This window comes from Arthrobacter horti (assembly GCF_030731045.1).
GTDB classification, from domain to species: domain Bacteria; phylum Actinomycetota; class Actinomycetes; order Actinomycetales; family Micrococcaceae; genus Arthrobacter_E; species Arthrobacter_E nanjingensis.
The window spans coordinates 615,733-638,804 of sequence record NZ_JAVALS010000001.1; the positions used below are offsets into that span (position 1 = coordinate 615,733).

General features: G+C 68.4%; 20 protein-coding genes. 6 read left to right on the top strand and 14 right to left on the bottom strand.

The annotated features are described in order from the left end of the window. Positions 1-3: 3 nt before the first annotated feature. From zwf to pgl, 3 genes are read left to right on the top strand one after another with little or no spacing between them, the layout of a single operon-like run. Positions 4-1,560 carry a glucose-6-phosphate dehydrogenase gene (gene zwf, locus Q9R02_RS02910; protein WP_305995125.1) on the top strand — a complete coding sequence of 519 codons (1,557 nt, stop codon included), beginning with the start codon at positions 4-6 and terminating at the stop codon, positions 1,558-1,560. Then, positions 1,557-2,483 (top strand): glucose-6-phosphate dehydrogenase assembly protein OpcA, encoded by a 927-nt coding sequence (locus tag Q9R02_RS02915; protein WP_305995126.1) that lies wholly within the window; start codon positions 1,557-1,559, stop codon positions 2,481-2,483. The genes zwf and Q9R02_RS02915 overlap by 4 nt, the downstream gene beginning before the upstream one ends. A 1-nt stretch (position 2,484) precedes the next feature. After that, positions 2,485-3,303 carry a 6-phosphogluconolactonase gene (pgl, locus tag Q9R02_RS02920; RefSeq protein ID WP_305995127.1) on the top strand — a complete coding sequence of 273 codons (819 nt, stop codon included), beginning with the start codon at positions 2,485-2,487 and terminating at the stop codon, positions 3,301-3,303. A 77-nt stretch (positions 3,304-3,380) separates the two neighbouring features. Here the strand turns inward: pgl and secG are convergent, their stop codons facing one another. The 14 genes from secG to Q9R02_RS02990 form a co-directional block, all read right to left on the bottom strand. Continuing rightward, positions 3,381-3,635: a preprotein translocase subunit SecG gene (gene secG, locus Q9R02_RS02925; protein WP_305995128.1), complete on the bottom strand. Its 255-nt coding sequence runs from the start codon at positions 3,633-3,635 to the stop codon at positions 3,381-3,383. 34 nt (positions 3,636-3,669) lie between these two features. Further along, positions 3,670-4,482, bottom strand: coding sequence for a triose-phosphate isomerase (gene tpiA, locus Q9R02_RS02930; protein ID WP_425279200.1), 813 nt, complete (start codon positions 4,480-4,482; stop codon positions 3,670-3,672). A gap of 81 nt (positions 4,483-4,563) precedes the next feature. Beyond that, the gene (locus Q9R02_RS02935) at positions 4,564-5,790 is read right to left on the bottom strand and encodes a phosphoglycerate kinase (RefSeq protein WP_305995130.1); all 1,227 of its coding nucleotides are present in this window, start codon (positions 5,788-5,790) and stop codon (positions 4,564-4,566) included. A gap of 9 nt (positions 5,791-5,799) precedes the next feature. Beyond that, complete coding sequence (gap, locus tag Q9R02_RS02940) at positions 5,800-6,810, bottom strand: type I glyceraldehyde-3-phosphate dehydrogenase (protein WP_305995131.1); 1,011 nt, start codon at positions 6,808-6,810, stop codon at positions 5,800-5,802. A 273-nt stretch (positions 6,811-7,083) separates the two neighbouring features. Beyond that, positions 7,084-7,710: a superoxide dismutase gene (locus tag Q9R02_RS02945; RefSeq protein ID WP_305995132.1), complete on the bottom strand. Its 627-nt coding sequence runs from the start codon at positions 7,708-7,710 to the stop codon at positions 7,084-7,086. A 168-nt stretch (positions 7,711-7,878) separates the two neighbouring features. After that, positions 7,879-8,859 (bottom strand): DNA-binding protein WhiA, encoded by a 981-nt coding sequence (whiA, locus tag Q9R02_RS02950; protein WP_305995133.1) that lies wholly within the window; start codon positions 8,857-8,859, stop codon positions 7,879-7,881. Positions 8,860-8,867: 8 nt separating this feature from the next. Then, positions 8,868-9,884, bottom strand: coding sequence for a gluconeogenesis factor YvcK family protein (locus Q9R02_RS02955; RefSeq protein ID WP_305995134.1), 1,017 nt, complete (start codon positions 9,882-9,884; stop codon positions 8,868-8,870). After that, positions 9,884-10,807, bottom strand: a complete 924-nt coding sequence (gene rapZ / locus Q9R02_RS02960; protein ID WP_305995135.1) for an RNase adapter RapZ — start codon at positions 10,805-10,807, stop codon at positions 9,884-9,886. Before rapZ ends, Q9R02_RS02955 begins: the two co-directional genes overlap by 1 nt. A 98-nt stretch (positions 10,808-10,905) precedes the next feature. Beyond that, complete coding sequence (gene uvrC / locus Q9R02_RS02965; RefSeq protein ID WP_305995136.1) at positions 10,906-12,918, bottom strand: excinuclease ABC subunit UvrC; 2,013 nt, start codon at positions 12,916-12,918, stop codon at positions 10,906-10,908. A 21-nt stretch (positions 12,919-12,939) separates the two neighbouring features. Continuing rightward, positions 12,940-13,608 (bottom strand): lysophospholipid acyltransferase family protein, encoded by a 669-nt coding sequence (locus Q9R02_RS02970; protein ID WP_305995137.1) that lies wholly within the window; start codon positions 13,606-13,608, stop codon positions 12,940-12,942. Then, a complete protein-coding gene (locus tag Q9R02_RS02975) occupies positions 13,595-14,326 on the bottom strand; it encodes an HAD hydrolase-like protein (RefSeq protein ID WP_305995138.1) in 732 nt (243 codons plus the stop codon). The genes Q9R02_RS02970 and Q9R02_RS02975 overlap by 14 nt, the downstream gene beginning before the upstream one ends. Before the next feature lie 87 nt (positions 14,327-14,413). Continuing rightward, entirely contained in the window at positions 14,414-17,254 is a 2,841-nt protein-coding gene (gene uvrA, locus Q9R02_RS02980; protein ID WP_305995325.1) for an excinuclease ABC subunit UvrA, read from the bottom strand. A gap of 167 nt (positions 17,255-17,421) precedes the next feature. Continuing rightward, positions 17,422-17,802 (bottom strand): GntR family transcriptional regulator, encoded by a 381-nt coding sequence (locus Q9R02_RS02985; protein ID WP_425279201.1) that lies wholly within the window; start codon positions 17,800-17,802, stop codon positions 17,422-17,424. Positions 17,803-17,804: 2 nt separating this feature from the next. Continuing rightward, positions 17,805-18,599: a trans-aconitate 2-methyltransferase gene (locus tag Q9R02_RS02990; protein WP_305995326.1), complete on the bottom strand. Its 795-nt coding sequence runs from the start codon at positions 18,597-18,599 to the stop codon at positions 17,805-17,807. A gap of 82 nt (positions 18,600-18,681) precedes the next feature. Here Q9R02_RS02990 and Q9R02_RS02995 point away from each other — a divergent pair, with 82 nt between their 5' ends. The 3 genes from Q9R02_RS02995 to Q9R02_RS03005 are packed head-to-tail and all read left to right on the top strand — an operon-like array spanning position 18,682 to position 23,072. After that, positions 18,682-21,207: a DEAD/DEAH box helicase gene (locus Q9R02_RS02995; protein WP_305995140.1), complete on the top strand. Its 2,526-nt coding sequence runs from the start codon at positions 18,682-18,684 to the stop codon at positions 21,205-21,207. Positions 21,208-21,234: 27 nt separating this feature from the next. Continuing rightward, entirely contained in the window at positions 21,235-21,753 is a 519-nt protein-coding gene (locus Q9R02_RS03000) for a GNAT family N-acetyltransferase (RefSeq protein ID WP_305995141.1), read from the top strand. Then, positions 21,750-23,072, top strand: a complete 1,323-nt coding sequence (locus Q9R02_RS03005) for an alpha/beta fold hydrolase (protein WP_305995142.1) — start codon at positions 21,750-21,752, stop codon at positions 23,070-23,072. Before Q9R02_RS03000 ends, Q9R02_RS03005 begins: the two co-directional genes overlap by 4 nt.

Sequence of the window (23,072 nt, forward strand, 5' to 3'; positions counted from 1 at the left end):
ACCATGCCAACACAAGAACCTGGCGCCCAGTCCGGCGGTCCCCGGAACCCTCTGCGGGATCCGCGTGACCGCCGGCTGAGCCGGATCGCCGGGCCGTCCTCCCTGGTCCTCTTCGGTGTCACGGGCGATCTTGCACGCAAGAAGCTCATGCCCGCGGTGTACGATCTCGCCAACCGCGGTCTGCTGCCCCCCAGCTTCGCGCTGGTGGGTTTCGCCCGCCGGCAGTGGGAGGACGAGGACTTCGCGGCCGAGGTCCTGGAATCGGTCAAGCAGCACTGCCGCACCCCGTTCGACCAGCGTGTCTGGGACCAGCTGTCCCAGGGCATCCGCTTCGTCCAGGGCGACTTCGGCGATGACGCCTCCTTCGAACGCCTCAAGAGCACCATTGACGAGCTGGACCGTGAACGCGGCACCCGCGGCAATCACGCCTTCTACCTCTCGATCCCGCCCAAGGCGTTCGAACTGGTCTGCACCCAGTTGTCCAAACACGGTCTCGCCCAGGCCGTTGAGGGGACCTGGCGCCGTGTGGTGATCGAGAAGCCCTTCGGTCATGACCTCGAGTCGGCCCGGGCCTTGAACGACATCGTCGAATCCGTCTTCCCGCCGGATTCGGTGTTCCGGATCGACCACTACCTCGGCAAGGAGACCGTCCAGAACATCCTGGCGCTCCGCTTCGCCAACCAGCTCTTCGAGCCGCTCTGGAACGCCAACTACGTGGATCACGTCCAGATCACCATGGCCGAGGACATCGGCACGGGCGGCCGCGCAGGCTACTACGACGGCGTGGGCGCGGCCCGCGACGTCATCCAGAACCACCTGCTCCAGCTCCTGGCCCTGACGGCCATGGAGGAGCCCATCTCGTTCAACGCGGAGGATCTCCGCGCCGAGAAGGAGAAGGTCCTGGCGGCCGTGAAGCTGCCCGAGGATCTCTCGCTGCACTCGGCCCGTGGCCAGTTCAGCGGAGGCCTGCAGGGCGGCGAGGAGGTCCTCGGTTACCTCGAGGAGGACGGTATCCCCGCCGACTCCACCACGGAGACCTTCGCCGCGATCCGCCTGGACATCAACACGCGGCGCTGGGCCGGAGCGCCGTTCTACCTGCGCACGGGCAAGCGCCTGGGCCGCCGGGTGACGGAGATCGCCGTGGTCTTCAAGAAGGCGCCCAACCTCCTGTTCCGCGACAACGGGGATGAGGACTTCGGACAGAACGCCGTGGTCATCCGCGTCCAGCCGGACGAGGGCGCCACCATCCGCTTCGGGTCCAAGGTCCCGGGCACGCAGATGGAAGTCCGCGACGTTTCCATGGACTTCGGCTACGGCCACTCCTTCACGGAGTCCAGCCCCGAGGCGTACGAACGTCTCATCCTGGACGTGCTGCTGGGCGAGCCCCCGCTCTTCCCGCGTCACCAGGAGGTGGAACTGTCCTGGAAGATCCTGGACCCGTTCGAGGAGTACTGGGCCAGTCTGACGGAACAGCCCGAACCCTATGCACCGGGAAGCTGGGGCCCGTCCTCCGCGGATGAGCTCCTGGCCCGCGACGGACGCAGCTGGAGGCGGCCATGATCATCGAACTGCCCAACACCACCACCTCGAAGATCTCCAAGGAGATCACCAAGATGCGGGAACAGGGTGGCGTCACCGCCCTGGGCCGCGTCCTGACCCTCGTTGTGATCACCCGGAACGGGCTCGAGGACGAAGCCATCCAGGCCGCCAACGAGGCCAGCCGCGAGCATCCCTGCCGCATCATCGTGCTGGCCGACGCCGGCGCCGAGGCCCCGGACCGGCTGGACGCGGAGATCCGCGTCGGCGGTGACGCCGGAGCGTCCGAGGTCATCCTCCTGCGCGGCTTCGGCCGGCTCTCCCAGGAGAGCGAATCCCTGGTCTCCGCCCTGCTGCTGCCGGACGCCCCGATCGTCGCATGGTGGCCGCACGGCGCCCCCGCGGACGCCTCCGGGACCTCCATCGGGCGGATCGCGCACCGCCGTATCACCGACTCCGCCAACGAACCGGATCCGCTTGCGGCGCTGGAGAACATCCGGCGCACCTATCAAGCAGGCGACACCGATCTGGCCTGGACCCGCCTGACCAATTGGCGCATCCAGCTGGCCGCCGCGTTCGACCAGGTGGACGAGTCCCCCGTGACCTCGGTGGAGGTGGAGGGTGCCAGCGACTCCGCGAGCACCATGCTCCTGGCCTCCTGGCTGGGTCTCGCCTTCGACGTCCCCGTGGAAATCGTGGAAGACCCCGCCGGAACGGGCATTCGCCGGGTGCTGGCGCGCCGGGAGTCCGGCGATGTGCAGCTGCACCGCCCGGGCCTCAGCACCGCGGAACTGACCCAGCCCGATCAGCCGATGCAGCGCATCTCCCTGCCGCGCCGCAGTCTCCAGGACTGCCTGGCGGAGGAACTGCGCCGGCTGGACCCGGACGAAGTGTTCGGCGAGGTCCTCACCCAAGGCCTGCCCCGGACAATGCAGAGGAGCCTGTGACATGAGCCGTGAACCCCGCGTGAGCATCCACCCTGATTCGCAGGTCCTGATGGCGGCCATCGCCGCACGCTTGGTGACCAAGCTCGTGGACGCCCAGGACCGCTTCGGCGAGGCCACCGTCGTCCTGACCGGCGGCACGGTGGGCATCGGCACGCTCCGTGCCGTGGCGGCGTCGGCCGCGGCTCCCGCCGTCGACTGGAGCAAGGTGAACTTCTGGTGGGGCGACGAGCGATTCGTCGCCCGCGACAGCGAGGACCGCAACGCCGTTCAGGCCCAGCAGGCCCTGCTGGACAGCCTGGACCTCGACCCGTCCCGGGTCCACATCCCCGGGTCCACGGACGAATTCGGGTCCGTCGAAGAGGCCGCGGCCGACTACGCCCGGCACCTGGCTGAAGCGGCGGCCGCGGAGCATGCCGCGGACGTCTCGGACGGCCGTCCGGAGCAGGCCCCGGCACTCCCCCGCTTCGACGTCCTGCTCCTGGGCGTGGGACCGGACGCCCACGTGGCGTCTCTCTTCCCTGAAATGGCCGGGATCCGGGAGCGCGAGGCACTCGTGGTGGGCGTCCACGGCTCCCCCAAGCCGCCGCCCCTGAGGATCTCCCTCACCCTTCCGGCCATCAACACCGCCGAGGAGGTCTGGATGGTCGTGGCGGGCGAGGACAAGGCAGGCGCTGTCGGCCTGGCTCTGGCGGGTGCCGGCACCGTCCAGGTCCCCGCAGCCGGGCCCCGCGGGCGCAGCCGCACGCTCTGGCTGATCGACGAATCCGCCGCAGCCAAGGTTCCGCAGAACCTGGTCCGCAAGGAACCACGCGGCCGCTGAGTTCGACGGCGCTGAGTCCAACGGCAAAGGGCCGGGAGCTTTCGCTCCCGGCCCTTTGCCGTGTCCCGCGCCGTGGTTCAGGAACCGGCGCCGCTGAACTTCATGATCAACCCGAGGCCGATGATCACCACTGCCCAGGTCACGCCCAGGATCACGGTGAAGCGGTTCAGGTTCCTCTCGGCCACGCCGGAGGAGTTCAGACCCGAGGTCATGCCGCCGCCGAACATGTCGGACAGGCCGCCTCCGCGGCCCTTGTGCAGCAGGATCAGCAGGGTGAGGAGAAAGCTCGTCACACCCAGGAGGATCTGCAAGATGATTTGGAGAACGCCCACATCGGCCTTTCGCGTTGCGGTGGAGGATGCCGGCTCAGACGCCGGCGTGGTCCTCGAACCTGACAATGTTAGCAAATTCGACGGCGTCCAGGCTGGCGCCACCCACGAGCACGCCGTCGACGTCGGGCTGACCCAGGATCGCCGCCGCGTTCGCCGCCTTGACCGACCCTCCGTAGAGCAGGCGCGTCTGAGCTGCGACGTCACCGTCGAAAAGGGAGGCGAGCTCGGCACGGAGGGCGGCGCCCATCTCCTGGGCGTCCTCGGGACCGGCCACCTCACCGGTGCCGATGGCCCAGACGGGCTCGTACGCGACCACCAGGGTGGCCGCCTGTTCGGCGCTCAGCCCTGCGACGCCGGCCCGCAGCTGGGCCAGGGTGTGCTCCACATGGGTTCCGGCCTGGCGGATCTCCAGGCCCTCCCCGACACAGAGGACGGGAATCAGCGAGTGGCGGTAGGCGGCGTGCACCTTGGCGTTCAGGGCTTGGTCGCTTTCCTGGTGGATGGTGCGGCGTTCGCTGTGTCCCACCAGGACGTAACGGCAGCCCAGCTTGGACAGGAAGTCCCCGGAGATGTCGCCGGTGTAGGCGCCGGAGTCGTACTGGGAGAGGTCCTGGCCGCCGTAGACGACGTCCAGCTCATCACCCTGCACCAGGGTCTGCACCCCCCGGAGATCGGTGAACGGCGGGAACACGGCCACCTCGGCACGCCGGTAGTCGTGCTTCTTGTCCTCCAGCGTCCAGGCGAGCTTCTGCAGGAGCGCGATGCCCTGGAGATGGTCCATGTTCATCTTCCAGTTGCCGGCGATGAGCGGGGTCCGCACGGGGGTGGTGGTCACTGTGGCCTCCATGACTGTGGTGAAGTGGTGAGTGAAGAAGAAGGGCCGGCGGGACGTGCGTCCCGCCGGCCCGGGGTCTCTGCGGACCGGGACCTAGCGGTCCAGGACGCTCAGACCGGGAAGGTCCTTGCCCTCCAGGTATTCCAGGCTGGCGCCGCCGCCGGTGGAGATGTGACCGAACTGGTCATCGGAGAAGCCCAGGGTGCGGACCGCGGCAGCCGAGTCTCCGCCGCCCACCACGGTGAAAGCGGCGGTCTCGGTGAGCGCCTGGGCCACGGCCCGGGTGCCGCCGGAGAACGCTTCGAATTCGAAGACGCCCATGGGGCCGTTCCAGAAAACGGTGCGGGCACCGGCGATCTGGGCGGCGAAGGCCGCGGCGGAGTCCGGCCCGATGTCCAGACCGATGCCGGAGGCGCCGAAAGCGCTCTCTTCGATGGCATCGGCCGCGACCACCTCGTGCTCCGCGTCGGCCGCGAAACGGCTCGCCACGACGACGTCGGTGGGCACCACGAAGCGGCTGCCCGCGGCTTCCGCGCGCGCCAGGTAGTCCTGCACGACGGGGATCTGGTCCTCTTCCAGCAGGCTGGATGCGACCTTGTGGCCGGCGGCCGCGAGGAAGGTGAACAGCATGCCGCCGCCCACCAGCAGCGTGTCCGCCTTGCCGATGAGGTTGTCGATGACCGCCAGCTTGTCGGACACCTTGGACCCGCCCAGGACCACCACGTACGGGCGCTCCGGGGAGGCCGTGAGCTTCTGCAGCACCTCGACCTCGGCGCGCACCAGATCGCCTTGGTAGGACGGCAGCAGGGTGGCGACGTCGTAGACACTGGCGTGCTTGCGGTGCACGGCGCCGAAGGCGTCGTCCACATATGCGCCGTTGTCACCGGTCAGGGCCACGAGTTCCTGGGCGAAGGCGAGGCGCTCGGCGCCGTCCTTGCTGGTCTCCCGGGCGTCGAAGCGCACGTTCTCCAGGACCAGGACTTCGCCGTCGGCCAGCTCCGCCGCGAGCCCCTTCGCCGAGGTGCCCACCGTGTCTTCCGCGAGACGGACCGGGAAGGAGACCAGCTCGGCGAGGCGGTCGGCCGCCGGCTTCAGGGAGTACTTGGGCTCCGGCGCGCCCTTGGGGCGGCCGAGGTGGGCGGAGACCAGGACCCGGGCACCGCCGTCGACCAGCTGCTGGATGACCGGGATGGAGGCGCGGATGCGGCCGTCGTCCGTCACGGAAGAGCCGTCGAGCGGCACGTTCAGGTCGCTCCGGACCAGTACGTGCCGCCCGCGGACGCCTTCAGCGAGGAGCTCGTTGAGGGTGTGAGACGTCATGGCTAGAGCTTAGCCCAGCTTGGACGCGACCAGCTCGGTGAGGTCCACCAGACGGTTGGAGTAGCCCCACTCGTTGTCATACCAGGACACCACCTTGACCTGGTTGCCGATCACCTTGGTCAGCCCGGCGTCGAAGATGGACGAGGCGGGGTCCGTGACGATGTCGGAGGAGACGATCGGGTCCTCGGTGTAGCTCAGGTAGCCCGCCAGCGGGCCGGACTCCGAAGCGGCCTTGACGGCCGCGTTGACCTCGGCCACGGTGACCTCGCGGGCCAGCGTCACGGTCAGGTCCGTGGCGGAGCCGGTGGGGACGGGCACGCGGATGGCGTAGCCGTCCAGCTTGCCCTTGAGCTCCGGCAGGACCAGGCCGATGGCCTTGGCCGCTCCGGTGGAGGTGGGGACCATGTTGATGGCTGCGGCGCGGGCGCGGCGCAGGTCCTTGTGCGGGCCGTCCTGGAGGTTCTGGTCCGCCGTGTAGGCGTGGATGGTGGTCATCAGACCGCGCTCGATGCCGAAAGCGTCGTTGATGGCCTTGGCCAGCGGGCCGAGGCAGTTCGTGGTGCAGGAGGCGTTGGAGATGATCGTGTGCGCGGCGTCGTCGTACAGGCCGTCGTTCACACCCATCACGATGGTGATGTCCTCATCGGAGGCGGGGGCGGAGATCAGGACCTTCCTGGCACCGGCCTCGACGTGCTTGCGGGCGTCGGCGGCCTTGGTGAAGAAGCCCGTGGACTCGATGACGATGTCCACGCCCAGCTCGCCCCAGGGGAGGTTCGCGGGATCGCGTTCGGCCAGGACCTTGATGCGCTTGCCGTCCACCACCAGATCGCCATCCTGAACCTCCACGGAGACGCCCAGACGGCCAGTGACCGAGTCGTACTTGAGCAGGTGGGCCAGGGTCTCCGGGCTGGTGAGGTCGTTGACGGCCACGATCTCCAGGTCCGCGCCCTGCGCGAGAGCCGCGCGGAAGTAGTTGCGACCGATACGGCCGAAGCCGTTGATGCCAATACGGGTGGTCACTGTGCAATCTCCTTCATGCGTCCCGTGGACGCACGTATCGAGTCGGAGCAGGTCCGACAGAAAGACCCCGCACATCGTTGGGCAGAGAGAATTACAGGTGAAAGGTCTCGCAGCCTCGTTGCTGAAGGCCCGAGGCCTTCCGTGACCCATCTTACGGACTACGGCTCCCCGAGCGGCAAGTGCACGCCACAAAGGGCCGGAAAATGTGATTTATGTTACGAAAAGGCCCCGTCCAACTGGACGGGGCCTTTCACGGAACGGCGTTGACCAGACTCAGGAGAGGGTGATCAGGCCGGAGGCGCCCTGACGGGCGGCGTCGAAGCGCTTGGCGACATCGGCCCAGTTGGCGATGTTCCAGAAGGCCTTGACGTAGTCGGCCTTGACGTTCACGTAGTCCAGGTAGAAGGCGTGCTCCCACATGTCCAGCATGAGCAGCGGGGTGGTGGCCACGGGGACGTTGCCCTGCTGGTCGAAGAGCTGCTCAATGACCAGGTTGCCACCGATGGGCTCGTAGGCCAGGATGGCCCAGCCGGAGCCCTGCAGGCCCATGGCGGCCGCGGTGAAGTGGGCGCGGAACGCGTCGAAGGAACCGAACTGGTCGTCGATGGCGGCAGCCAGCTCACCTTCGGGCTTGTCGCCGCCGTCCGGGGAGATGTTGTTCCAGAACACGGAGTGGTTGATGTGACCACCGGTGTGGAACGCCAGATCCTTCGACAGGCGGTTGATGTTGGCGAAGTCGTTGTTCTCACGGGCGGCGGCCAGGCCGGCGAGGGCGGCGTTGGCGCCGGCCACGTAGGCGGCGTGGTGCTTGCTGTGGTGCAGCTCCATGATGCGGGCCGAGATGTGCGGCTCGAGCGCCGCGTAGTCGTAGCCCAGTTCCGGGAGTACGTACTCAGACACTGATTCCTCCAAACGTCAGGACGTGAGTCCTTGCTGTGACTTGTTGTCGATCCGGGAAGTGATCCCGGAAATCCGTGAGGCGTGGCCCCGGCCGGCACAACAGCGAACCGCCCTGAGGCATTCCACGCCCATACTTGCACTACTTCATGTGACGGAAGCGCCCCGTGTCTACTCGTCGAGCATCTCCGGTGTCACATTCGCCTCGGTACCGGGCACGCCGAGTTCCACGGCCCGCTTGTCCGCCATGGCCAGCAGGCGCCGGATGCGTCCGGCGATGGCGTCCTTGGTCATGGGCGGATCCGCGAGCCGGCCGAGTTCGTCCAGGCTCGCGTTCTTGTGGGCCACCCGCAGTTCCCCAGCGTATTTGAGGTGGTCCGGCACGTCGTCGCCCAGGATGTGCAGGGCCCGCTCCACGCGTGCTCCGGCGGCGACGGCCGCCTGGGCGGAGCGCCGGAGGTTCGCATCGTCGAAGTTCGCCAGGCGGTTCGCGGTGGCGCGCACCTCCTTGCGCATGCGCCGCTCCTCCCAGACCATGAGCGCGTCATGGGCGCCCATGCGAGTGAGCAGCGCGGCGATCGTGTCGCCGTCGCGGATGACCACGCGGTCCACGCCGCGGACTTCGCGGGCCTTGGCGGCGAGCCCCAGACGGCGGGCCGAGCCGACCAGCGCCAGGGCGGCCTCCGGGCCGGGGCAGGTGATCTCCAGTGCGGAGGAACGGCCGGGCTCGGTCAGTGAGCCATGGGCCAGGAAGGCGCCGCGCCAGACCGCTTCTGCGTCCGCGGCGGAGCCGTTCACGACGACGGGCGGCAGGCCACGCACGGGGCGGCCGCGGGAGTCCAGGAGCCCTGTCTGGCGGGCCAGCGATTCGCCGTCCACGACCACACGAACCACGTACCGCGAGCCGCGCCGCAGCCCGCCTCCGGAGACCACGATGATCTCGCTCTGGTGCCCGTACACCTCTGCGATCGCGGCGCGGAGACGCCGCGCGGTCGCGGCGAGGTCCACCTCGGCCTCGATCACGATCCGGCCGGAGATGATGTGCAGGCCGCCGGCGAAGCGGAGCAAGGCCGACACCTCGGCCTTGCGCTCCGAGACCTTCTTGACGTCCAGCCGGGACAGTTCTTCCTTGACGGATGCGGTCAGCGCCACTCGTGCTCCTACTTCCCGTTGAAAACTTCGTGATATGCGGTGGCCAGCCGCAGGGTGTCATGCACCGCCGCCGAACCCCGGCTTCTCAGCCGGGCCAGATGGACCTCCGCTCCCAGGCGGCCCGCCTCGGCGACGAACTCGTCCCGGTCCCCCACCGAACCGGGGTCGGCGATCACCACGTCAAAGCCGACCTCCGGCGCGTACTCCCTCAGCACCCTCAGGTGGTCTGAGGCGCTCATGCCCTGGGTCTCCTTGGTCTCCGTCATGAGGTTCATGGCCAGCACCCGGCGGGCCGGCGTGTTCGCCAGGGCCGAGCGGAGTTCCGGCAGCAGCAGATGCGGGAGCACCGAGGTGTACCAGGACCCCGGTCCGAGGACCACCCAGTCCGCGAGTTCCACGGCGCTGAGCGCCTCAGCACACGCCGGAGCGTCCTGGGGCAGAAGCCGGACGTTCTCCAGCTCTCCCGCCACGGCGCACTCGGCCTGGCCACGGATCATCCGGGTCCTCACCAGGCCGTCCTCGCCGATGCTGCGTGCCTCCCCCTCGATGGTGAGCGGGACCGTGGACATCGGCAGCACCTGTCCCCTGGCACCCAGCAGCGCCCCGGCCCACTTCAGGCCGTCCACCGGATTGCCCAGGAGTTCCCACAGGGTGATGATCAGCAGATTGCCCATGGCATGCTCGTCCAGGGCCCCGCTGCCGCCGGGCCGCCCACGGAAGCGGTGCTGCATGACATCGCGCCAGGTCCGGCCCCAGTCGGTGTCATCGCACAGGGCGGCCAGCGCCATCCGCAGGTCCCCAGGCGGCAGGACGCCGAAGTCCCGGCGCAGACGACCGGAGGATCCGCCGTCGTCCGCCACGGTGACGACGGCGGTGAGCGACGGCGTGAGGAGCCGCAGTGCCCCCAGCGTCGCGGAGAGGCCGTGTCCGCCGCCCAGCGCCACCACGGACGGGCCGGCGTCCTGCTGCGAGCCTGATCCGCCGCTCGGCGGAACCAGGGGCAGCTGCCCGGTGAAAATCGACACTATTCGCGCCCCAGGTCACGGTGGCTGGTGGTCACGGTGACCTTGGGGAGCTGGGCCAGGCGCCGGGAGATCTGCTCGGCCATGGCCACGGACCGGTGCTTGCCGCCCGTGCAGCCCACAGCGATGGTGGCGTAGTGCTTGTTCTCCCGGCGGTATCCGGAGAGCACGGGCTCCAGGGCCTTCACGTACAGTTCCAGGAACTCCTCCGCTCCGGGCGCCGCGAGGACGTAGTCACGCACGTCCGCGTCCTGGCCGGTGTGCGGCCGGAGCTCCGGGATCCAGTGAGGGTTGGGGAGGAAGCGAACGTCCGCCACGTAGTTGGCGTCCACGGGCAAGCCGTACTTGAAGCCGAAGCTCATGACGTTCAGGCGCAGCACCACGGGGCCGGACTCGGTGAAGAGCTCCACCACCTCGTTGGCCAGGCCGTGGACGTTCAGGCGCGAGGTGTCCAGGACGATGTCCGCCTTGGCGCGGAGATCCTTCAGGAGTTCGCGCTCGGCCGTGATGCCGTCCAGGATCCGCCCGCCGCCCTGCAGCGGGTGGGGGCGGCGCCCCTGCTCGAATCGCCGCACCAGGACGTCATCCCCGGCGTCGAGGAACAGGACCTGGTACTTCACACCGCTCGCTGACAGATTGCCCAGGGACTCCAGAATGTTGGCGGACAGGCCCTTGCTGCGCAGGTCGACGACGGCGGCCAGCTTCGGAATCGCCGGTCCGGCGTGGGACACGATCTCGGTGAGCATGTTCAGCATCTTGGGCGGGATGTTGTCCACCACGTACCAGCCATGGTCCTCGAGGGCGTCCGCGGCGGTGCTGCGGCCCGCACCGGACATGCCCGTGATGATGAGAAGTTCGGCGGTGTGCTCAGCGGGGACGCCCGTGCCGTTCTCGGAGGCGGGGCTGCTCAATTCGGCGTCCGACATGGGATTCTGCGCTCCTTGCTCCGTGCGTGCTCGCCCTGGACCGGGCGCCGCGGCTGTCACCAGCCTAGCGAACTTTCGGCCACGCGCTCCACGTGGGATTACGGCTCCAGGATCTCGCCCGTGGTGTAGTTCACAGCGGGTGCCACGTCCTGGGACTCCTCGCCGTGCAGCCGTTCGTGGACAGCGGCCGCGAGCACGACCCCGACGCCCTTGACGTCCGTCAGTTCCTCCACGGTGGCCGCCTTGATCTTCTTGAGGGAGCCGAAATGCGTCAGGAGCGCCTTGCGCTTGCTCTCCCCCAGGCCGGGGACGCCGTCCAGGGCGGACACGGTCATGGCCTTGCCCCGGCGCTGGCGGTGGAACGTGATGGCGAAGCGGTGCGCCTCATCACGGATGCGCTGCAGCAGGTAGAGACTTTGCGAGGCCCTGGGGAGGATGACGGGGAAGTCGCTGTCCGGCAGCCACACCTCCTCCAGCCGCTTCGCCAGGCCGACGACGCGCACCTCCTGGATGCCCAAGGCGTCGAGGGCGCGCTGGGCGGCGGCGACCTGGGGCTTTCCGCCGTCGACGACGACGAGATTGGGCGGGTAGGCGAACTTGCCTGGCTGCGCGGGGGCGCCGAGGACGGCCTCCTCCCGCGCGTCGGTGACGGGCGGCGCGTCCTCGTTCCCGCCGTCGACGGCCTGTCCCAGCTCCGCCGGCACGTGCACACGGTCACGCAGATAGGCCTTGAAGCGCCGTGTGAGGACATCGTCCATGGCGGCGGTGTCGTCGTGCGCGGCGGCGCCTGTGATGGTGAACTTCCGGTACTCGCTCTTGCGCGGGAGCCCATCCTCCACCACCACCATGGAACCGACCACATTGGTGCCCTGGACATGTGAGATGTCGAAACACTCGATGCGCAGGGGTGGCTCGTCCAGTTCCAGGGCCTCCTGGAGCTCCTGGATGGCGAGGGACCGGGTGGTGATGTCCCCGGCGCGGCGGGTCTTGTGGAGCTTGAGCGCCTGCTCAGCGTTGGCACGCACGGTCTCCATGAGCTGGGCCTTGTCGCCGCGCTGCGGCACGCGGACGTCCACACGGGCGCCGCGCAGGCCGCTGAGCCATTCGGCCAGCTGCCCCGCGTCCGGCGGGAGCACCGGCACCAGGACCTCGCGCGGGATGCGGTCGGTGTTGCCGGCCTCCTCGCCGTAGGCCTGCTGGAGCAGATGCTCCACGAGGTCGGCGGCGGTGGTGTCCTCCACCTTCTCCACCACCCAGCCCTGCTGGGAGCGGATCCGGCCGCCACGCACGTGGAACACCTGGACGGAGGCCTCCAGCTCGTCCTCGTGGATGGCGAAGAGGTCCGCGTCGGTGGAGTCCGCCAGAACCACGGCATTGCGCTCGAAAACCTTGCGCATCGCGGCGATGTCGTCCCGGAGCCGGGCGGCCTGTTCATAGTTCAGCTCGGCGACGGCGGCCTTCATCTCCCGCTCGAGCCGGTTCAGGAAGCGTTTCGCCTCCCCGCCCATGAAGGCGCAGAAGTCCTCGGCGAGAGCCCGGTGGTCCTCTTCGCTGATCCGCCCGACGCAGGGGGCCGAACACTTGTCGATGTAGCCGAGGAGGCAGGGACGGCCGCTGGCCTCCGCACGGCGGAAGACGCCGGCGCTGCAGCTGCGCACCGGGAAGACCCGCAGGAGGGTGTCCATGGTCTCGCGGATGGCACCTGCAGTGTAGGGCCCGAAGTACTTCGTGCCCTTCCGGCGTTCGCCGCGCATGACCTGGACCCGGGGGATCTTCTCTCCCAGGGTGACAGCCAGGTATGGATAGCTCTTGTCGTCCCGGAACACCACGTTGTAGCGCGGTTTGTACTCCTTGATCCAGGTGTACTCGAGCTGCAGCGACTCGAGTTCGCTTCCGACCACCGTCCACTCGACGCTCGACGCCGCGTGCACCATGGCATGGGTCTTGGGCGTCAGCCCCGCCGGATTGGCGAAGTAGGAGTTGAGGCGGGAGCGCAGGCTCTTGGCCTTGCCGACGTAGATGACACGGCCGTGCTGATCCCGGAACCGGTAGACGCCGGGCTCCGTGGGGATCTCCCCGGTCCTGGGCCGATAGCTCGCCGGATCAGCCATGGCTCTTCTCGCTCCTGTCGGTCACTCCGCCGTGCGGCTCTGGTTGTACCCTGTGGCGCGTTCCTGGCCGCTCAGCGCCGCGATGGCGTCCATGATCCGGTCCGTCGCCTGGCGCCGTGCCGGGAGGGAATGGTCCGGGCCCGTCTTCTCGAAGTAGAGAGGCTCCCCCACCACCATGGTGAAGTGCTGCGGCTTGAGCGCATTGGTGTCCGCCGGCTGCAGCTTGTCCGTGCCGATCAGACCCACCGGGACCACCGGTGCGCCAGTGGTCAGGGCGAGCCAGCCGACGCCGGTCCGGCCGCGGTACAGCAGCCCGTCGCGGGACCGCGTGCCTTCCGGATAGATGCCCACGCCGTTGCCCTCGTCCAGGATGCCTAGCAGTGTCTTGAGCGCCTGGACGCTGGCTGCCTGCTCGCCGCGCTCCACCGGGATCGAGCCGACGGACTCGAAGAAGGCTTTCATGGCCTTGCCCTTGACGCCCGTTCCCGTGAAGTATTCGGCCTTGGCGAAGAAGGCCACGGGGCGCGGCATGAGCGCCTGGACGATGACGCTGTCGAAGAAGGACAGGTGGTTCGGAGCCACGATGAACGGCCCGTCCGCGGGGACGTTCTCCAGTCCGGTGACGGTGGGACGGCAGGTGCCCTTGATCAGGGTGCGCGTCGTGAAGCGCACTGCGTCAAACAATGCCATGTTCGGTCTCCTTCACGTCCGTGTCCGTTCGCCCGGTGGTCCGGCTCAGCTGGTCCAGAAGCTCCCGAACCGATCCGACGACGGCGACCGCGCCGGCGGTCTCCAGCTCGCCGTCGGCTGCGAAGCCCCACGCCACGCCCACGCAGGGCAGTCCGTTGGCGGTGGCACCTTCCACGTCCTGGTAGCGGTCACCCACCATCGTGACGTCCGCACGTCCGTTGCCGAGCCCGAGTTCGGCCAGCGCGTTGGCGATGATCTCGCGTTTCCCGACGGGAGCTCCGGCAGGCTGATCCGAGCTCTCGTCATCAGGAGACCCCTGGATGGTGTCGAACGACTCAGCGAGCCCGTGCAGGCCGAGCAGCTCCCGGGCGATGCCGCCCGGTTTCTGGGTGGCGACGGCGAGGGCGAAGCCACGCTCACGCAGCCCGGTCAGGAGGTCACGGATCCCGGGGTAGACCACGCTGGCCGCCATGCCGGTGGCCCGGTAGTGCTTCCGGTAGGCGGCGATGACCTCCTCCACGCGGTGCGCGGGGACCCCGGCAAGCTCCTGCAGCGCCTGGCTGAGGCGAGGCCCCACCATGGCGTGCAATGCGGCGTCCCCGGGAACGGGGAGGCCGGTCTCCTCCAGGGCCAGCGAGATGCCTCCGGTGATTCCTCCGGCAGGATCCACGAGGGTTCCGTCCAGATCGAAGATCACGGCGGGTCGAGTGAGAGTCACCGAGGTAGTTTCTCACGTGCGGCGTGACGAGGAGAAACAGGCATGCCGCCAGGCGCATACCTCGAGTGGACACATGCCTCCACAGGACTACTTCGAGGCCGGAGCCTGCAGGATCTCCGCCAGGAACTCGCCGGTGAAGGACCCCTCAGTGGCAGCCACATCCTCCGGGGTGCCGGTCGCGATGATGCGCCCGCCTCCCGAACCGCCGTTGGGTCCCAGATCCACGATCCAGTCGGCGCTCTTGATCACGTCGAGGTTGTGCTCGATGGTGATGACCGTGTTGCCCTTCTCCACCAGTCCCTGCAGAACCAGCAGAAGCTTGCGGATGTCTTCGAAGTGCAGGCCCGTGGTGGGCTCGTCCAGCACGTAGATGCTGCGCCCGTTGGACCGCTTCTGGAGCTCCGCCGCGAGCTTCACGCGCTGTGCCTCACCGCCGGAGAGGGTGGTGGCCGGCTGGCCCAGGCGGACGTAGCCGAGACCGACGTCCACCAGGGTGTTGAGGTGCCGGGCGATCGGGGTGAAGGCCGCGAAGAACCCCGCAGCCTCCTCGATCGGCATGTTGAGCACGTCCGCGATCGTCTTGCCCTTGTAGTGGACCTCCAGGGTCTCCCGGTTGTACCGGGCACCGTGGCACACCTCGCACGGGACGTACACGTCCGGCAGGAAGTTCATCTCGATCTTCAGGGTGCCGTCACCGGAGCAGGACTCGCACCGGCCGCCCTTGACGTTGAAGGAGAAGCGCCCGGGCAGATAGCCGCGGACCTTCGCCTCATTGGTCTCCGCGAAGAGCTTCCGGATGTTGTCGAAGACGCCCGTGTAGGTGGCCGGATTGGACCGAGGGGTGCGTCCGATGGGGCTCTGATCCACATGGACCACCTTGTCCAGGTGTTCCAGCCCGTCCACAGTCTTGTGACGGCCCGCCACCTGACGGGCGCCGTTGAGCTTGTTTGCCAGGACCTTGTAGAGGATCTCGTTGACGAGCGTGGACTTCCCGGAACCGCTGACGCCGGTGACGGCGGTCAGGAGGCCGAGCGGGAAGCGCGCCGTGACGTTGTTGAGGTTGTTCTCCCGGGCGCCGACGACGACGAGCTCACGCTTCTTGTCATAGGAACGGCGCTTGGCGGGCACCTCGATGCCCTTGCGGCCGGCGAGATAGTCGCCGGTCAGGGAGGACGTATTGTCCAGCAGCTCCGCGTAAGTGCCGGAGTGGACCACCTGGCCGCCATGCTCACCGGCCCCCGGACCGATGTCCACGATCCAGTCGGCCTCACGGATGGTGTCCTCGTCGTGCTCCACCACGATCAGGGTGTTCCCGAGGCCACGCAGCCTGGTGAGTGTCTCGATGAGCCGGCGGTTGTCCCGCTGGTGCAGGCCGATGGACGGCTCGTCCAGCACGTAGAGCACACCGACCAGACCGGAACCGATCTGCGTGGCCAGGCGGATGCGCTGTGCCTCTCCGCCGGACAGGGTGCCGGAGGGGCGCTCGAGGTTGAGGTAGTCCAGACCCACGTCCAGAAGGAACGTCAGGCGGGCGTGGATCTCCTTGAGGACCTGCGCCGCGATCTGTGCCTCACGCGGCGTGAGTTCCAGGCCGCTGAGGAACTCCACACACTCCCGCATCGGCAGGGCGCAGACCGCGGCGATGGACTTGCCGTTGATCAGGACGGACAGCGAGGCCGGGTTCAGCCGCGCACCGTTGCAGGCGGGGCACGGGATCTGCCGCATGTACTCCTCGTAGCGGTCCCGGGCGAAGTCGGACTCGGTCTCCCCGTGCTTGCGGTGGACGTACTGGACCACGCCTTCGAAACCGGTGCTGTACTTGCGTTCACGGCCGAAGCGGTTCCGGTACTGGACCACCACCTTGTGGTCCTTGCCATGCAGGACGGTGTTACGGACGTCCTTGCCGAGCTTCTCCCAGGGCGTGTCCATGGAGAATCCGAGTTCATCGGCCAGGCCGGAGAGGAGGTGGTTCCAGTACTCCTGCGTGGCCGCGCCCAGGGACCACGGTGCAATGGCGCCGTCGTTCAGGCTCAGCTCGGAGTTGGGAACCACCAGCTCCTCATCCACCTCGAGCTTGGTGCCGATGCCGGTGCACTCGGGACAGGCGCCGAAGGGGTTGTTGAACGAAAAGGAGCGCGGCTCGATCTCGTCGATGGCCAGCGGGTGCTCATTGGGGCAGGCCAGGTTCTCGGAGAACGCACGGGTCCGCCCGGGATCGTCCGCATCGAGGTCCACGAAGTCGGCCAGGACCCGGCCCTCGGCGAGTCCCAGGGCGGTCTCCACCGAATCGGTGAGGCGCTGCCGGATGCCGTCCTTGGCCACCAGCCGGTCCACCACCACCTCGATGGTGTGCTTGTACTGCTTGCCTAGCTTGGGCGGGTCGGTGAGCTGGATGAGCTCGCCGTCCACCCGGGCCCGGGCGAAGCCCTTGGCGCTGAGTTCCTTGAAGAGGTCCACGAATTCGCCCTTGCGGCCGCGCACCACGGGGGCCAGCACCTGGAAGCGGGTCCCCTCGGAGAGTTCGAGGAGCTGGTCCACGATCTGCTGCGGCGTCTGCCGGGTGACCTCTTCACCGCAGACCGGGCAGTGCGGCCGGCCCACACGCGCCCAGAGCAGACGCATGTAGTCGTAGATCTCGGTGATGGTGCCCACCGTGGACCGCGGGTTCTTGCTGGTGGACTTCTGGTCGATCGAGACGGCCGGGGACAGGCCCTCGATGAAGTCCACATCCGGCTTGTCCACCTGTCCCAGGAACTGACGGGCGTAGGCGGAGAGGGACTCGACGTAGCGGCGCTGGCCTTCCGCGAAGATCGTGTCGAACGCCAGCGACGACTTGCCGGAGCCGGAGAGGCCTGTGAAGACGATCATGGCGTCCCGGGGCAGGTCCAGGTCCACGTTGCGCAGATTGTGCTCGCGGGCGCCCTTCACTACCAGGCGGCTGGACGGGTGGTGGGCCTGCGATCCTCCACCGTGAAGGCGGACGGGCGCGAGGCCCTGATCGAGCTCGGACGGGGTCAGGAGGTCTTCACGACTGGCATGAGGCACGAAGCAATGCTAATCGAAAACCTGTTCGAATTTCCACGTCCCGGGGCGGTTCAGGAGTTCGAGCCGCTCTCATAGGCCGCGGAGAGGAGGCGGACCGCCTCCTTCAGGCTCATCCCACCGGCCAGAGCGGCGGCGGCGAAGGCCGCGGCCGCGGCCTGGAGACCCTGTTCGCGCCCGTCCCTCGGGAGCACGACGGTGCCGCCGCGCCCCCGGGTCTCCACCACTGCCGCCGCCTCAAGCTCCTTGTAAGCGCGGGCCACGGTGTGCGGCGCGACGTCGAGCTCGGTGGCGAGAGCCCGGACAGCCGGCAGGCGCCGGCCCGCCGGAAGGGTTCCCTTGTCCGCGAGTTCCAGAATGCGGAGCCTGAGCTGCTCGAAGAGCGGCACGGAGCTCTCCGCGCTGGGACGCCAGGACCCGGGGAAGGCTGCCACGTTCACTCCCCCGCGCCCGTTCCGGCGGGCTTGTGCGCCACGGTGAAGATCCGCCGGAACGGGAACACCGTTCCGTGTGCGGTCGACGGGTAGGCGTCGCGCAGGCGCGCCGCGTACTCCTTCTCGAAGAGCAGTGCATCGGCCGCGTCGAGCGCGCCCAGGACCGGACGCAGCCCGGTCCCGCGCACCCATTCGAGCACCGGGTCCTGGCCCGGCAGGAGCTGCTGGTAACTGGTCTCCCAGGCGTCCGCGCGCCATCCGGCGTCGAGGGCGATCCGGAGGTAATCGGCCGGTTCCCCGACCGCGTCGCGGCGGCGCAGCACGCCGTCGAGCTTTCCCGACCACTGCGGCGTCTCGGCGAGCTCACGCATAAGCACATGCGACGGCGCGCCGAAGTTTCCCGGTACCTGGAATGCCAGCCATGAACCCTCCGGCATCGCGTTCAGCCAGCCGGGAAGCAGGAACTCGTGGCCGGGAACCCACTGCAGGGCGGCGTTGGACACGACGACGTCGGCCCGCCCGGGTGTCCAGGCGGCGATGTCCCCCAGTTCGAAGTGGAGGTTGGGGAACCGTTCGGTGTGGACGGCCGCCTGTTCGAGCATCGCGGCGGAGGAGTCGATGCCCACCACCTCGGCGCCGGGCCACCGCTCGGCCAGGGTGGCCGTCAGATTGCCGGGACCACAGCCGAGGTCCACCACGAGCCGTGGAGAGTCCGCGTGGATCCGCTGCGTGAGGTCGAAGAACGGACGGTCCCGGTAGTCGCCGAACTGGACGTACTTGACCGGGTCCCACTCCATGCGCTGTGTCATCGTTCGCTCCCTTGCTGCTCAGTGCGAGACTACCCCACGGCCAACCGCGACAGAGCTATAGGCTTGTCCAGTGAAACTCCTCGAACTGCTCCCTTCCGCGCGCCCTCTGGACGAGGACGCCGTGTACACCGCGTTCGTGGAGTGGACGGAGTCCCGTGGGCTCAGCCTCTACCCCGCCCAGGACGAAGCCGCGCTGGAACTCGTCGCCGGGTCCAACGTCATCCTGGCCACGCCCACAGGTTCCGGGAAGTCCATGGTGGCGATCGCCGCCCACTTCCACGCCATGGCCCGCGGGGAGCGCAGCTACTACACGGCCCCCATCAAGGCCCTCGTGTCAGAGAAGTTCTTCGCCCTCTGCGAGATCTTCGGTGCCGAGAATGTCGGCATGGTGACCGGGGACTCCTCGGTCAACGGCGACGCACCGATCGTCTGCTGCACCGCGGAGATCCTGGCCAATGTCGCGCTCCGTGAAGGTGCCGGGGCGGAGCTCGGGACCGTCATCATGGACGAGTTCCACTTCTACTCCGACCCACAGCGTGGCTGGGCCTGGCAGGTCCCCCTGCTCGAACTCCCTCAGGCGCAGTTCCTGCTCATGTCCGCCACCCTGGGCGACGTGACGCGCTTCGAGAAGGGACTCAGCGAGCTCACCGGCCGGGACTCGGTCACGGTCAGCTCTGCGGAACGCCCCATCCCGCTCCACTTCTACTTCGGTATGAAGCCCATGGCCGAAACCCTGGAGGAGCTTCTCGAGACCCGCCAGGTGCCCGTCTATGTGGTGCACTTCAGCCAGCTCGAGGCCATCGAGAGGGCGCAATCGCTCATGAGCGTCAACATGTGCACGCGTGAAGAGAAGGACCGGATCGCTGAGTTGATCGCCGGTTTCCGCTTCTCGGCGGGCTTCGGCAAGACCCTGAACCGCTTGGTGCGGCACGGCATCGGCGTGCACCACGCCGGCATGCTGCCCAAGTACCGCCGTCTGGTGGAACAACTCGCCCAGGCCGGCCTGCTCAAGGTCATCTGCGGAACGGACACGCTGGGCGTAGGCATCAACGTGCCCATCCGCACCGTGGTGCTCACCGCGCTGAGCAAGTACGACGGCGTGCGGACGCGCCTGCTGAACGCGCGGGAGTTCCATCAGATCGCCGGGCGCGCCGGCCGCGCCGGGTTCGACACGGCGGGGACGGTGGTGGTGCAGGCGCCGGAGCACGTGATCGAGAACGCCAAGTCCATGGCGAAGGCGGTGGCCAAGTTCGGCGATGACCAGAAGAAACTGCGCCAGGTGGTGCGGAAGAAGCCGCCGGAGGGCTTCGTCTCCTGGGGCGAGCCGACATTCAACCGCCTGGTCGAGTCGGTTCCGGAGCCGCTCTCCTCCAGCTTCACCGTCACCCATGCGATGCTCCTGAATCTCCTGGAGCGCCCGGGTGACCCGTTCGCCGTCGCGCGCCACCTCCTGGAGTCCAATCACGAGCCCCGTTCGCGGCAGCTGGAGCTGATGCGCAAGGCGCTCGGCATCTACCGTGAGCTACTGGCGGCCGGCGTCGTCGAACGCATCCCGGAGGCCGAACGCGGCACCGACGGCCGTTCGGTCCGTCTCACCGTCCACCTGCAGGACAACTTCGCCTTGAACCAGCCCCTCTCGCCGTTCGCGCTCGCCGCGCTCGAGCTGCTGGACCCGGAGTCGCCGTCGTATGCCCTCGACGTGGTCTCCGTCATCGAATCCACCCTGGACAAGCCGCGTCAGATCCTCTCCGCCCAGCTCAAGAAGGCCCGCACGGACGCCGTGACGGCCATGAAGGCGGAAGGGATGGAGTACGAACAGCGCATGAAGGCACTGGACGAGGTCACCTACGCCCAGCCCCTCGGCGAGCTCCTCCTCGAGTCCTTCGACACCTATCGCCGGGCGGCGCCGTGGGTGGGCGACTTCGAGCTCTCCCCCAAGTCCGTGGTCCGCGACATGTACGAACGTGCCATGAGCTTCGGCGAGTTCGTCCAGTTCTACGGCCTGGCCCGCAGTGAAGGCAATGTGCTGCGCTACCTCAGTGACGCCATCAAGGCACTCCGCCAGACGGTCCCCGCGGACGCCCTCCGCGAAGACCTCGAGGACCTCATCGCCTGGCTGGGCGAGCTGGTGCGGCAGGTCGACTCGAGCCTGCTGGACGAGTGGGAGGAACTCACCCATCCCCACGACCACGCCGAGGACCCGATCATCCCGCCCGCCCCGCCGAAGCTGACGGACAACCTCCGGGCCTTCCGCGTCATGGTCCGCAACGAGATGTTCCGCCGCGTGGAGCTCTTCGCGGACGAGGACTCCAAGGCTCTCGGCGAGCTCGACGGGGACGCCGGCTGGAATGCCGAGCGCTGGGAGGACGCACTGGACGACTATTTCGACGAGCACGACGACATCTCCACGGGTGCGGACGCCCGCGGCCCGCAACTGCTCATGATCACCGAGCACCCCCGCCACTGGGAGGTCCGCCAGACCTTCGCCGACCCGGCCGGCAACCACGACTGGGGCATCTCCGCCACCGTGGACCTGGTCGCCTCGGACGAGGCCGGCAGCGCGGTGCTCACGCTCAAGGACGTCAATCGGCTCTAGGTGATCTCTGGCACTAAGCTGGATTTCATGAGCCGTATTCGTGAAGCAAGCCGTGCCGATGTGCCCGAAATCCACCAGATGATCGTCGACCTGGCGGTCTACGAGAAGGAGCCGGACGCCGTCCGGAACACCCCGGCGGAGCTTGAGCGCCATCTGTTCGACGGCAGCCCGGCCATCTACGCGGCGATCGCGGAAGACGACCTCGGCCGGACCCGCGGCTTCGCACTGTGGTTCCTGAACTACTCCACCTGGGAGGGCGTCCATGGTGTCTATCTCGAGGACCTCTACGTCAAGCCGGAAGCCCGCGGCGAGGGCCACGGCAAGGCGTTGCTCACCTACCTGGCCGGTCTGGCCGTGGAGCGCGGCTACGCCCGCATGGAGTGGAGCGTCCTGAACTGGAACCAGCCCTCCATCGACTTCTACGAGTCCCTGGGCGCGTTCCCCATGAGCGAGTGGTCCACCTTCCGGCTCACCGGCGACGCCCTGCGCTCAGCGGGCGAGGTCTTCGCGACGACGGCGCACGCCGCCGGAGTGGTCACGGCATGACGGTCCCGCAGCGGACGATGGCAGTCCACCGGCCCGGCGCGGTCCACGAGTTCCGCGGGCTCCGCACGGCGGACCACCGTTTCACCGTGCCGCTGCGGCCTGCCGAACCGGACGGCGAGACCCTCGAGGTGTTCGCCCGGGAGTACACCCGCGGCGGGCTCACCCAGGAGCAGCGGGACGGGCTCCCCTGGCTCCTGTTCTTCCAGGGCGGGCCGGGCTTTCCCGGGAACCGCTGGGCCGGCCTGAGCGGCTGGGCCAAGGCCGCCACGGATCACTTCCGCGTCCTCATGCTGGACCAGCGCGGTACCGGCCTCTCCAGCCCGGTGGAGGCGAAGTCCCTTGCCGCTCGCGGCGACGCGGCCGCCCAGGCCGAATATCTCAGCCACTTCCGGCACGACTCCATCGTGGCGGATGCCGAGGCGATCCGTGAGTCGCTCGGCGTCGCACAGTGGAGCGTCTTCGGCCAGAGCTTCGGTGGCTGGTGCTCCCTGGCCTATCTGTCCCGGGCGCCTCAGGCGCTCCGCGAGGTCCTGATCACGGGCGGTCTGGCGCCCCTGCAGGGCTCCCCGGACCGGGTGTACCGCGCCACCTTCGCCCGGATGGAAGCGCGGAACCGCGAGTACTTCTCCTGGTACCCGGAGGACCGTGCGCTGGTGAACCGCATCGCGGCGCACCTCCGTGCCGTGCCCGAGCACCTGCCCCGCGGGGAACGGCTGACCGTGGAGCGGTTCCAGATGCTCGGCATGTACCTCGGCGGGAACACCCGGGTCGACTCCCTCCACCACCTCCTGGAGAAGGCCTTGATCACCACCCCTGACGGTGAGCGGCTGTCCGACTGGTTCCTGGCCCAGCTCCCCGCGTACGTCGACTTCGCACCCAACCCGCTCTACGCCGTCGTACATGAGTCCATCTACGCGCAGCAGGAGGCGACCCGGTGGTCGGCGGCGCGCGTCCAGCAGGAGTTCCCGCAGTTCTCCCCCGATGCGGAGGATCTGCTCCTGACCGGCGAGATGATCCACCCGTGGCTCTTCGCCCAGGACCCAACGCTCACGCCGCTGACCGAGGTGGCCGAACTCCTGGCCGCCAAGGAGGACTGGCCGCGGGTGTTCGACCTGGACGTCCTGGCCACCAACACCGTCCCCGTGGCCGCCGCCGTGTATGCGGACGACGTGTTCGTGGACCATGATCTGTCCCTGGAGACCGCCGCCGCCGTGCGCCGTCTGCAGACCTGGGTCACCCCGGACTTCCACCATGACGGCATCGCGGACGACGGCGAGGCGATCTTCCGCCGGCTGCTCGCCATGGCGCGGGGCGAGTAG

Bases quoted from the DNA above. Each gene is read 5' to 3' on its own strand.
- zwf (WP_305995125.1), top strand. From the start codon at position 4: ATGCCAACACAAGAACCTGGCGCCCAGTCCGGCGGTCCCCGGAACCCT.
- Q9R02_RS02915 (WP_305995126.1), top strand. From the start codon at position 1,557: ATGATCATCGAACTGCCCAACACCACCACCTCGAAGATCTCCAAGGAG.
- pgl (WP_305995127.1), top strand. From the start codon at position 2,485: ATGAGCCGTGAACCCCGCGTGAGCATCCACCCTGATTCGCAGGTCCTG.
- tpiA (WP_425279200.1), bottom strand. From the start codon at position 4,482: ATGGAGGCCACAGTGACCACCACCCCCGTGCGGACCCCGCTCATCGCC.
- Q9R02_RS02935 (WP_305995130.1), bottom strand. From the start codon at position 5,790: ATGACGTCTCACACCCTCAACGAGCTCCTCGCTGAAGGCGTCCGCGGG.
- rapZ (WP_305995135.1), bottom strand. From the start codon at position 10,807: ATGTCGGACGCCGAATTGAGCAGCCCCGCCTCCGAGAACGGCACGGGC.
- uvrC (WP_305995136.1), bottom strand. From the start codon at position 12,918: ATGGCTGATCCGGCGAGCTATCGGCCCAGGACCGGGGAGATCCCCACG.
- Q9R02_RS02970 (WP_305995137.1), bottom strand. From the start codon at position 13,608: ATGGCATTGTTTGACGCAGTGCGCTTCACGACGCGCACCCTGATCAAG.
- Q9R02_RS02990 (WP_305995326.1), bottom strand. From the start codon at position 18,599: ATGGAGTGGGACCCGGTCAAGTACGTCCAGTTCGGCGACTACCGGGAC.
- Q9R02_RS03000 (WP_305995141.1), top strand. From the start codon at position 21,235: ATGAGCCGTATTCGTGAAGCAAGCCGTGCCGATGTGCCCGAAATCCAC.
- Q9R02_RS03005 (WP_305995142.1), top strand. From the start codon at position 21,750: ATGACGGTCCCGCAGCGGACGATGGCAGTCCACCGGCCCGGCGCGGTC.